The 10,633-nt window shown below is 60.9% G+C and carries 8 protein-coding genes and 2 pseudogenes; 6 read left to right on the top strand and 4 right to left on the bottom strand.

The annotated features are described in order from the left end of the window. From IPF85_RS12465 to IPF85_RS12450, 4 genes and pseudogenes are all read right to left on the bottom strand, one after another. Positions 1 to 268: pseudogene (locus IPF85_RS12465) on the bottom strand (hypothetical protein); the annotation flags it as partial. Positions 269 to 671: 403 nt separating this feature from the next. Continuing rightward, complete coding sequence (locus IPF85_RS12460) at positions 672 to 1,001, bottom strand: hypothetical protein (RefSeq protein WP_343408402.1); 330 nt, start codon at positions 999 to 1,001, stop codon at positions 672 to 674. Positions 1,002 to 1,389: 388 nt separating this feature from the next. After that, positions 1,390 to 1,746, bottom strand: coding sequence for a hypothetical protein (locus tag IPF85_RS12455; protein ID WP_343408401.1), 357 nt, complete (start codon positions 1,744 to 1,746; stop codon positions 1,390 to 1,392). A gap of 780 nt (positions 1,747 to 2,526) precedes the next feature. Further along, complete coding sequence (locus tag IPF85_RS12450) at positions 2,527 to 2,832, bottom strand: hypothetical protein (RefSeq protein ID WP_343408400.1); 306 nt, start codon at positions 2,830 to 2,832, stop codon at positions 2,527 to 2,529. Positions 2,833 to 3,534: 702 nt separating this feature from the next. On the opposite strand from IPF85_RS12450, the gene IPF85_RS12445 reads away from it, so the two are divergent. The 6 genes and pseudogenes from IPF85_RS12445 to IPF85_RS12420 all read left to right on the top strand — a co-directional run bounded on the left by IPF85_RS12445 (position 3,535) and on the right by IPF85_RS12420 (position 10,524). Further along, complete coding sequence (locus IPF85_RS12445; RefSeq protein ID WP_343408399.1) at positions 3,535 to 4,176, top strand: 4Fe-4S dicluster domain-containing protein; 642 nt, start codon at positions 3,535 to 3,537, stop codon at positions 4,174 to 4,176. Further along, entirely contained in the window at positions 4,173 to 5,105 is a 933-nt protein-coding gene (locus tag IPF85_RS12440) for a CoB--CoM heterodisulfide reductase iron-sulfur subunit B family protein (RefSeq protein ID WP_343408398.1), read from the top strand. The genes IPF85_RS12445 and IPF85_RS12440 overlap by 4 nt, the downstream gene beginning before the upstream one ends. After that, positions 5,098 to 7,299 (top strand): CoB--CoM heterodisulfide reductase iron-sulfur subunit A family protein, encoded by a 2,202-nt coding sequence (locus tag IPF85_RS12435; protein ID WP_343408397.1) that lies wholly within the window; start codon positions 5,098 to 5,100, stop codon positions 7,297 to 7,299. Before IPF85_RS12440 ends, IPF85_RS12435 begins: the two co-directional genes overlap by 8 nt. Further along, positions 7,299 to 7,727, top strand: a pseudogene (locus tag IPF85_RS12430) (hydrogenase iron-sulfur subunit); the annotation flags it as partial. The gene IPF85_RS12435 and the pseudogene IPF85_RS12430, both read left to right, overlap by 1 nt. Positions 7,728 to 8,677: 950 nt before the next feature. Continuing rightward, positions 8,678 to 9,700, top strand: coding sequence for a 4Fe-4S dicluster domain-containing protein (locus tag IPF85_RS12425; RefSeq protein ID WP_343408396.1), 1,023 nt, complete (start codon positions 8,678 to 8,680; stop codon positions 9,698 to 9,700). Beyond that, entirely contained in the window at positions 9,697 to 10,524 is an 828-nt protein-coding gene (locus tag IPF85_RS12420) for an FAD/NAD(P)-binding protein (protein WP_343408395.1), read from the top strand. The genes IPF85_RS12425 and IPF85_RS12420 overlap by 4 nt, the downstream gene beginning before the upstream one ends. Positions 10,525 to 10,633 lie beyond the last annotated feature (109 nt).

Here is a 10,633-nt window from a genome sequence, read left to right as displayed (position 1 = left end):
AGTCGTTTCCGTAACGGCCTAGAAAGGCTCGGACCGAATCGGCTGCCGCAGTGTGGTTGAAGGCTGATGGTGCGAGAGAGTCATGGGGTTTGAAGCAGTGCAGTACCAGGTCAGAGCCGGCCGTGTTTTCGCTGGCGAACTGCTTGAAAGTGCCATGCTGTTTGTCGAAAATATCGATTTTTCTGATCGTAAAACCCGCATGAACAATAGCTTCTCTGAGTGCGTTCCAAATCTCTTTGAGGAATTCATGAAAACCAAAAGCATCCAATGTCCTGAACGTAAGACACGAAAACATTCGCACATACTTGCGGTCATCAGGTTCTGATAGGCTTCAACATCTTTGCCTTGTACTCTGTTGACAATGGCTTCATGCGCCGTGTCAGTGAACTGACCGAGCCAAGATTCCCATAGGATGTTCATCTCGCTGTAGTTGATATTGGCTCCAAAAGGTGGATCGGTGAAGATCAGATCAATCGAGTTGTCAGGCAAATAATCCATGTTGGTCGCAGACCCGAGAACGACGACACTGCGGGCTGTATAGTGGGCTGCTGTGGTTCGCAGATGATCGAGAATGGTTTTAGCCTTTCTCTCGAAGGTCAAGAAGACGTTCGCTAATTGCTTATACAGGACATTAGCGCGCCGTGTTTCCACTCCCGCCCCAGAACCTAAACTCAAGGAAAGTCCGTGACGCGCTGATAGAGTGATGTAAAGGCAAAAGCAACGTATGCCGCCAAATTAGTATCTTCGATGCGCTGAATCGCCTGCCAAAGATGGCTCATCGCAGCCAGGTTCCGGGGTGTGTAGAACTTGTCAATGCTATCAAGTCCATGTTTGACTGGTTGACGAAGATTGACGCCCTCAGGTAGTTTGGTTTGCGGAAAGTAACCTGCTTGCAACGGAGGGTTCTCCATGATCTCTCGCAATAGCTCTAAGTCATCGGGAGAAAGAGAATGGGTGATCTCCTGTTGTCCGCCTCTGCAGCACTTGTAGCCCAACAGCACCGGTACAATACTCGTACGCTGCAGCTTTGACTTTTTCAGAACTGATCCGCAATTTGGACACGGAAATTCAGTGAGTATTTTGTGGTCGCGGACGCGTTCGCCGTATTCTCGGCAATGATCCCACAGCACGAATTCGGACCCACAACCGTTACACAGAACCTTGTAAGACCAAACCGTATAGAGAATCTTAGTATCGCTGCCACACTCTCTGCACCTGGTCGTGTACAGCCGCTGGCGAACGCTGCGTTGCTTCCAGGACTGCGTCAATCCCAGCCTTGAATAACGCCGGTTCTATCGAATTGACAAATCTATCTGCAATGAAGCAGGCGGCGGGCGAAAGCTCATTGGAGGATACTGTCGTAGCCTTTCACCTGCGCGGCTACTCCTGTCATCCCACTCCCGCGAACGCATCCAATACCAAACCATCCCCGTCGGGTAAGTAATGGACAAGCAGCTCGGCGATGCCTTGTGGCGGAACTTTCGTGTGGTACGTATGGGCGTCGTAGGTGTAAGTGTTCTTGCCGGCCGACATTCCTGATTCAGGCGGAACCTCCACAGTTCTTGCAGCGACACGATGCGCATCAACCAAAGAGCGGATCGTTTCATCGCTGTTTGGATGAAAGGTTCTGCCATTCGCGTGTCGTTGGAAGACCGCTGGCAGAGGGTTTTCAGTCAACACGATCTCTACCGGCGCCGGATCAAACAGGGTCGGTTGCCGGCGCAGTCCCCTCGACTGAAATGACAATCCAGGGACTGAAATCGAGCAGCGCCGTTTGATGATTCAAGCACATACTCATACATCAGGCGAATTTGCTCTTGTTGGATTGGGCTTGGATCGCTTGCGCCCCGTTCCCACCGATTTACCGAGACAAAGGAAGCTCCGAGGGTTTGTGCAAGCGCGGCCTGAGTAAGCCTGGTTCGCGCACGAATCTCTGTTAGCATGGCAGATGGCGTAGACATTTTCTTCATCTCGCTTCTAATGATGACGTCAAATTCAGCCGCTGAACTGTCTCAGCCTTCATTGGCACCGTGGGACTTGGATAGGTGTGTCGTGTCATGCCCTGGGTGTACCATAGTCAGGGCTGGAAGTGCATAACAGGCTCTAATGAGATACAATTTCAAGATTCCTGTTTAATTCTCGCTGCTTATTCGAAATCTCGCTGTTGATAACTTGCAGTTGTTCCTCTATGTGTGACTTGGCTTGAACCAATTGACGATCAACCTTGGATTGTATGCGGGCAATTTGCTGTTCCAAAGCACGTATCGCCCTATCACTTGTTACTGAAATTATGGTGTACCTGAGAAATGCACCTGTCAGAAGTGCAAAACTAATTCCCCAGACGGGTAAAGATAACCCCCATGTGTCAAGCCAGGATGGATCGCGCACCTGCATTAAAGGTATCAACAGGTCCCATAACACTCACAACTGCACTAAGAATGATTAAAACAACAGCCAACCTAAGTATTAAACGCAATTGTTCAACTTCACCCTGCTTTTTCCCAATATGCTGTTGAATTTTGGCCTTCATTGGCGCAAGTTGGGCGTTGATTTTTGAACTTCTCTCTCATACTGTGGATTAAGAGTTGTCTTTTTGTCATTCAGCGACTTGAGTTCCTCCCGCAGACGTCTTATTGCTAATTCAGAAGCAGTCCTGTCAACACCATCTTGGACATTTTTCAAAGCTCTTGCCAGAGATAACGACACAATCCCACCGCTCTCTCGGACAACATGCGCAGTATTGCAATATATACAAACAAAATATTCTGTTTCCTTTGGAACCTGCAAATTAGCCCCACAAGACAAACACTTAAGCGGATAAGAATCATCCATTTGCTTTGTTCTCCGATAGCATGTGGACTTTAACTTTCTTGCTTAACGCTCCGATTCGGCGGTGGCGTGGCGCCGATGTTAACCGATTGTCCTGCGTCGTCCTTTCTCTCATCTTCCTGCTACCCATGGCTGGGCAGTTCGGCCTGGGCATCGGCGTTGGCGGAGTCAGTCGCTGTTGTAGTGTATCATTTTGAACTATGCGCCTAAACGGAATAGAAGTTTTGTGGTGGCAAATAGTGCAACTATGTATTTTCCTTAACGATCGAGCCGCCACAAAACCCGGTGCCAGCGACTTGCTGGCGCCACTTGAACCGAGCCGTCCGAAAGTCACCATAACACGGAATTTGAGCGCCGACTTGTGCGCTTGCATAGCGAAAAAGGAACCGCTAACCACGCCTGACCCCATTCTATCACGGAGTCGCGAAAACGCCAACCCTCGTTTTTGGCTGCCGGTATTCCGAGCCGCACGTTGCCAATTCAATCTGGCGAGCTTCGGATTTCCTTCTGCCTGACGCAGGTCATACGATTCTACGCCTGCGGGTGGTAGAATGGGGGTGTTGATTGTACCCTGTGGGTGTGGCGGCTGCGTCGGTTGACCAGATAGGTGCCCTCCTCGGCCAGCGGCGCCGCAATCCGGCGGATTGCGTTACAGTACGAGCCTGTCCGCGCCCATCTGGAGCATGTGCTGTCAAGGAGGACCGCATGCCAATTACCCTCCGTCTCACGCCCGCCAACGGCCAGGAGGCCGCGGCCCGGCGTGAGTTGACCGACTTTGTCGAGCGCACCAGCGGTCAGACGCTGGCGGCCTGTTACCAATGCGCCAAGTGCGCCGCGGGCTGCCCCCTGGCCGCGGCCATGGACCTGGCGCCGCAGCAGATCATCCGCGCGCTGCAGCTCGGCCAGCCTGACCTGGCCCTGCAAAGTCAGACGCTCTGGTTGTGCGTGGGCTGCCAGACCTGCGCCACCCGCTGCCCCTGCAACGTGGAACTGCCGCGCATCATGGACGCGCTGCGGCTGTGGGCCGAAACCCACGGCCCGCAACCCACGCCACGGGACATCCCCACCTTCCACCATGTTTTCCTCAAATCGGTTGAACTGACCGGCCGCGCCTATGAGATTGGCCTCATCGGCGGCTACAACCTGCTCTCGCGCCACCTGCTGAGCGGCTTCGACCTGGCGCCGCCCATGCTGCGCAGGGGCAAGATCAAGCTGCTGCCGCAGCGCGTGCGGGCGCGACGCGAGATCGCCGGCATCTTCCGCCGCGCCGATGAGGTGCGCTGCCAGCAGACGGTCGCGCCGGCGCAGAAAATCGCCCAACCGGCGGCGGGCGGAGGTGACGCATGAGCGCCTATGCTTATTATCCCGGCTGTTCGCTGCACGGCACCGCCACCGAGTACGCGGACTCCACCGAGCTGGTCTGCCAGGCCCTGGGCATCGAGCTGCATGAGCTGGACGACTGGAACTGCTGCGGGGCCTCGTCCGCGCACGCGGTCAATCCCTGGCTGGCCCTGGGCCTGGTCGGGCGCAACCTGCACCTGGCGCAGCAGACCGGCCTGCACCAACTCCTGCTGCCCTGCGCGGCCTGCTTTGCCCGCTTCAAGGAAACGCAGCACACCCTGCGACATGACCCGGAGACCGCCGCGCAGGTCGCTTACGTGGTGGGCGCGGAGGTGCCGACCGACCTGGACATCGAGCCGTTGTTGGCCGTTTTGAGCCAGCCGGCCCCGCTGGCTGAACTGCGGGCGCACCTGCTGCAGCCGCTGACCGGCCTCAAGCTGGCGCCCTACTACGGCTGCCTGCTGACCCGGCCGCCTGATGTGACTCATTTCGACGATCCTGAAAATCCGCAGACGCTCGACAACCTGCTGCGCCTCATCGGCGCGGAGGTGGTGGACTGGCCGGGCAAGACGGCCTGCTGCGGCGCCAGCCTGGCGCTCAGTCGCCCGGACCTGGTGCACGACCTGAGCGGGCAACTGCTCTCCTGGGCCGAAGCGGCCGGCGCAGACGCCATCGTCACTGTCTGCCCCATGTGTCACAGCAACCTGGACACCCGCCAGAATCAGATCAGGCGTGCGCACAAAGGCGATTACCATCTGCCCATCTACTACATCACCGAGCTGATCGGGCTGGCCCTGGGCTTTGACCCCGACCGCCTGGGTATCTCGCGTCACGTGACCGAGGCGGCCACGCTGTTGGCGCAAAAACTGACCCCGGTTCCAACCCCAATCTCAGCCCCGGCGCTGACCAGCCTCGCGGAGGTGAGCCATGGCTAGAATCGGCGTTTTTGTCTGCCACTGTGGCACCAACATCGCGGCCAATGTGGATTGCGCAGCCGTGGCCCAGGCCGCGCAGCAAATGCCGCACGTTGTCTTTGCCACCGATTATAAATACATGTGCTCCGAGCCGGGCCAAAAACTGATTCAGGACAGGATCGCCAGCGAGCACCTGGATGGCGTGGTGGTGGCCTCCTGCTCACCGCGCATGCACGAACCGACCTTCCGCCGGGCCGCGGCCGCCGCGGGCGTCAACCCGTACCGCATGGAAATGGCGAACCTGCGCGAGCAGGTCTCCTGGGTTCACAACGACCGCCGCATCGCGACGGCCAAAGCCATTGACATCGTCAGTATGCTGGTGGCGAAAGTGACGCGCGATGAAGCGCTGCGCCCCGGTCGTGCGGAGCTGAGTAAGCGCCTGCTAATTATCGGCGGCGGCATTGCCGGCATCCAGGCCAGCCTCGATGTCGCCAACGCCGGTTACGAGGTCACGCTGGTGGAGCGCACCCCGACCATCGGCGGCAAGATGGCGATGCTGGACAAGACCTTCCCCACGCTCGACTGCTCAGCCTGTATCCTCACCCCCCTGATGGTGGACGTGGCCCAGCATCCCAAGATCACCCTGCGCACCTCCGCGGAAGTGACGCAGGTCAAGGGCTTCGTGGGCAACTTCGATGTCACCATGCGCCAGCACGCGCGCTACGTGGATCATCAGATCTGCACCGGCTGCGGCACCTGCTGGACCAAATGCCCGGTCAAGGACATCGTGGCCGAATTCGATCAGGGCATGGGCACCCGCACCGCGATCTACATCCCCTTCCCGCAGGCCATTCCCAACAAGCCGGTCATTGATGCGGACAACTGTCGTTACCTGGCCTTTCGCCGCGCGCAGCAGGAACAGGGCACTGCGCAAGGTTTGTCCGCGGCTGATGCGGCCAAGCTCAAGCCGGTGGGGTCAGATGGCAAGCGCCTGCCGCAATGCCAGATCTGCCAGAAGATGTGCCCGACCGGCGCCATCACCTGGGAACAAACCGACGAAGTGCTGACTGAACGCTTCGGCGCCATCATCGTCGCCAGCGGCTATGACCTCTTCCCGGTAGGCGGCGATCTGCCGGCTGCAGAAGGCGCAGCAGGTCTCCTGGACGTGACCCCGCGGCGATCCTATGGCGAGTACGGCTACGGGGAACTGCCCGACGTCATCACCGCGCTGCAGTTGGAGCGCTTGATGAACGCGTCCGGCCCCACCAAGGGCGAGGTGGTCCGTCCGTCGGATGGCAAACATCCGCACACCGTCGTCTTCATCGCCTGCGTTGGTTCGCGCGATGAGAAGGTGGGACGGCCCTACTGCTCGAAGATCTGCTGCATGTATACCGCCAAGCAGGCGATCATGCTCAAGGAGCATGACCCCTCCGTGCAGAGCTATGTCTTTTACATGGACATCCGGGCGGGCGGCCGCGGCTATGACGAGTTCATCCGCCGCGCGCAGGAGGCTTACGGCACGCAGTACCTGCGCGGCCGCGTCAGCCGCATTTACCGCCAGGGCGAGCAGATGCTGGTGCAAGGCTATGACGGGCTGATCGGCCGGCCGGTGGAGATCGAGGCCGATCTGGTGGTGCTGGCAACCGGCGTCACCGCGGCCAGCGGCGCGGTGGAATTGATGCAGACCCTGGGCATTTCATACGATCAGTACGGTTTCATCAACGAGGCGCACGTCAAGCTGCGGCCGGTCGAGACCAATACGGCCGGCATCTACCTGGCCGGGTGCGCGGCCGGCCCCAAGGACATCCCAGAGACCGTGGCGCAGGCCAGCGCGGCCGCGGTGAAGGTGGCGGGCCTCTTCGCCCGTCCGTTCATCGAGACCGAACCGACGATTGCCGAAGCGGACGCGCGGCGCTGCGTGGCCTGTCACTTGTGCGAGGAAGTGTGCCCGTTTGGGGCGATCAGCTTCGTGGCGCTGCGTGACGGCCGCCAGGTGGCGCAGGTCAACGCGGCCGTGTGCAAAGGCTGCGGGCTGTGCGTGGCCGGCTGCCGCGGGCACGCCATGTTCCTGCACGGCTTCAGCGATCAGCAGATTCTGGCCGAGGTGGATGCCTTGTTTGCCCGGCCCTTGTGGCTCAATGTGCGGGAGATGGCGCCCCAGGGGGTCGGCGGCGTGGCGGAATGCGGTTTATCCGCAGGCCGCGGAGGAGCATGATGAGCGAGCTATTCGAACCGAAGATTGTCGGTTTTCTGTGTAACTGGTGCAGCTATGCCGGCGCCGACCTGGCAGGCACCAGCCGTTTGAGCTATCCCCCCAACATCCGCATCGTGCGCGTGCCCTGCTCCGGCCGGGTGGATCCGCTGTTCGTGGCGCGCGCGCTCAAGGAGGGCGCGGATGGCGTTCTTGTTCTCGGCTGCCATCCCGGCGATTGTCACTACAGCGATGGTAACTTCGTGGCCCGTCGCCGCTTTGCCATCATGCAGGAACTGCTCTTCTTCCTGGGTTTCGAACGCGAACGGGTGCGCTTGGACTGGGTCAGCGCCAGCGAAGGCGCGCGCTTTGCTCGGGTCGTCACCCAGTTCACCGAGCAGGTGCGGCAGTTGGGCGCGCGTAGCCCCACGCGTTGGGTTGTGCAGAAGAGCGCCGACGGCATGAAAAAGAAGACGCCCCGCCCGACCGCGCCAGCGGTGGCGGATGCTGAGGCCAATCCGGCGTTTGCGCAGCAAATCGCCCAGGCGCTGCGCGAGCTGGCTGCGCGTTTGCTGAACGAACAGCAGGTGCAGATGGTGTTGGGTTGGGAGCAGGGCAGCGTGCGCCGCCGGCCGCTCTTCGCCCGCACGCCGGAGCAGGCACAGCGCCTGGCGGTCAACATCGAGGAGCCGCTGAACCTGGTCAACTACCTGCGCAACCTGACCGGCGCGGTCAATCGCCCCGGCGTTTCCACAGAAAATCGCCCCGCCCAACGCGTCGCGGTGCTGGTCAGCCCCAACGACCTGCGCACGCTCAACGTCCTGATCGCCGAAGGACAGCTCAGGCGTGACGATCTCTTCCTGATCGGCTTGGGCGAGCAGCCGGCCGGTCGTTACGACGCCACGCTGCCGCTGCCGGCGCGGCCCCTGGAAAGCGCCGGCCCGCCGCGGCTGGCCCTGGCCGAGGTGGAGGCATGGCCCACCGCGCAGCGCTTTGCCTTCTGGCAGGGGCAGTTCAGCCAGTGCCAGCGCTGCTACGCCTGCCGCCAGGCCTGCCCGCTCTGCTACTGCAGTGAGTGCGTGGCCGAGCAGCTCGATCCGGCCTGGCAGAGCATTGCCATTGACAGCAACGAGAAGATGTTTTTCCATACCCTGCGCGCCTTTCACCTGGCCGGCCGCTGCGGCGACTGTCAGGCGTGCAGCCAGGCCTGCCCGGTGGGGGTGCCGCTCTATCTGCTCAACCAGAAAGTGGCGCAAGAGGTGGCGCGGCTCTTCGATGGCTACGAGGCCGGGACCGACCCCGGCGCCAGCTTGCCGCTGACCACCTTCCGCCGCGATGAAGTCCTGACGCAATCTGGCGTTTGCGCAGCAAATCGCCAGGGATTGCAGGAGGTGAGGCTATCATGAACGCACCGATCATGACCCAAGCGGCCCTTGAAATCTGGTTGACCAACCTCCTGCCTGACCACACGGTCATCGCGCCGCAGCCGCAGGGACAGCAAATCGTCTTTGCGCCCCTCGCCCAGGTCAGCGACATCGCCTGGGACGCCGGGCGAACCGATTTATCGGCCAAAGAGTTCTTCCTCCCGGCCAGCGAAGCCATCATCACCCTGCGTCCAAGCACCGGCGGCTTGCAGGTGGAAACTACGCACCTGACCCGACCACAGGTGATCTTCGGCGCGCGGCCGTGCGACGGTCACGCGCTGGAGGTGCTCGACCGCCTGTTCCTGGACGACCCCGTGGATGTCTACTACGCGGAGCGCCGCGCCATGACCACGATGGTGGGCCTGGCGTGCAGCGATGGCCCCTGGACCGGCTGTTTTTGCACCGCGCTGGGCGGCGGGCCAAGCGACCGCACGCATCTCGACATCCTGTTGACCGCCTGCGACGGCGGTTTTGCCGTGGATGTGGTGACAGACAAGGGCCGCGCCCTGCTGGAGGCCGGCGCGGCGGTGTTGGCAAGCGCCGATGTCGCCCTGCCTGCACCGCCGGTCGTGACGGACTTGCAAGTGCCCGTCACCGCGGCCTGGCGCGCGGCGTTCAACGCGCCGTACTGGGCCGAGCTGGCCGAGCGCTGCCTGGGCTGCCGCACCTGCACCTATGACTGCCCGGTCTGCTACTGCTTCGACGTGCGCGACCGGGTGATGGGCGATGGCAGCATCGAGCGCCTGCGCTGCTGGGATTCGTGCCAGGGCGCGCTCTGCTTTGCCATTGCCGGCGGTCACAATCCGCGCCCCACCCAGGCCGCCCGCCAACGCCAGCGCTACATGCACAAGTTCCTCTACTATCCAGGGCGCGAGGGCGCCGCGCTGTGCGTCGGCTGCGGCCGATGCGTGGAGCAGTGCCCCGTCAACATTGACATTCGTGAGGTGATCGGCTTTGTGGCCGCCAACAACCGGGCTGCGGCCGCGGAGGTGCAATCATGAACAATCCGTATCTGCCTTACCTGGCTGAGATTACGGCCGCGCGTGACCTGGCGAGCGGCATCAAGCTCTTCCGCTGTCGCTTTGTCGAAGAAACGCCGCCCGCTTTTCATTATGCACCGGGCCAGTTCGGCTTTCTGTCTGCCTTCGGTGTCGGTGAAGCGCCCTTTGGCCTGGCGGTGAGTGAGGCGCGCAGTCACGGGCAGGTGGAGTTTGCCGTCCAGCGCATCGGCAGCGTCACCAACGCGCTGCATGACATGTTGCCCGGCGACCTGGTGGGCGTGCGCGGGCCGATGGGGCACGGGTTCCCGTTGGAAGAACTGAAAGGGCCGCGCCTCATCATCCTGGGCGGCGGCATCGGCCTGGCGCCTCTGCGGCCCCTGATCCAGGAAATCCTCGATCAGCGCGCCGCGTATGGCGACCTGGAGATCTTTTGCGCCGCCCGCGGGCCTGATCTGCTCTGTTTCCGCGAGGAGTACGACGAATGGGCGGCCGCGCCGCGCACCACGGTGCATGTTACCGTGGATCGGGGCGACGCGACCTGGCAGGGCAACGTGGGGCTGATCACCGAGGCGCTGACGCGTGTGGCGCCCAGCCCGGATGGAGCGCTCGCCATTACCTGTGGCCCCCCAATTATGATAAAATTCGTGCTCAAGGAGCTGACGCGTCTGGGCTTTCGACCGGAGCAGATCATCACGACGCTGGAGGGCAAGATGAAATGCGGCCTGGGCAAGTGTGGGCGCTGTAACGTCGGCGATCAGTATATCTGCCAGGACGGTCCGGTCTTCCGCTTCGACCAGATCCAGCGGTTCCTGGAGACGTTCTGAAAGGAGAGAGATTAGAGATCAGAGATCGGAGATCAGGTGTGTGGAAGAAGGGAGTTGTGTGAGTTGAAGTTTCAGGTCTCCGGTCTGGGGGAGATCAGAGATCAGAGAT

Source organism: Candidatus Amarolinea dominans (assembly GCF_016704685.1).
GTDB lineage: Bacteria > Chloroflexota > Anaerolineae > SSC4 > Amarolineaceae > Amarolinea > Amarolinea dominans.
The sequence above is the reverse complement of the archived record's forward strand: the minus strand, read 5'-3'. Positions and strand labels throughout refer to the sequence as shown.

Bases quoted from the DNA above. Each gene is read 5' to 3' on its own strand.
- IPF85_RS12450 (WP_343408400.1), bottom strand. From the start codon at position 2,832: ATGGATGATTCTTATCCGCTTAAGTGTTTGTCTTGTGGGGCTAATTTG.
- IPF85_RS12445 (WP_343408399.1), top strand. From the start codon at position 3,535: ATGCCAATTACCCTCCGTCTCACGCCCGCCAACGGCCAGGAGGCCGCG.
- IPF85_RS12440 (WP_343408398.1), top strand. From the start codon at position 4,173: ATGAGCGCCTATGCTTATTATCCCGGCTGTTCGCTGCACGGCACCGCC.
- IPF85_RS12435 (WP_343408397.1), top strand. From the start codon at position 5,098: ATGGCTAGAATCGGCGTTTTTGTCTGCCACTGTGGCACCAACATCGCG.
- IPF85_RS12425 (WP_343408396.1), top strand. From the start codon at position 8,678: ATGAACGCACCGATCATGACCCAAGCGGCCCTTGAAATCTGGTTGACC.
- IPF85_RS12420 (WP_343408395.1), top strand. From the start codon at position 9,697: ATGAACAATCCGTATCTGCCTTACCTGGCTGAGATTACGGCCGCGCGT.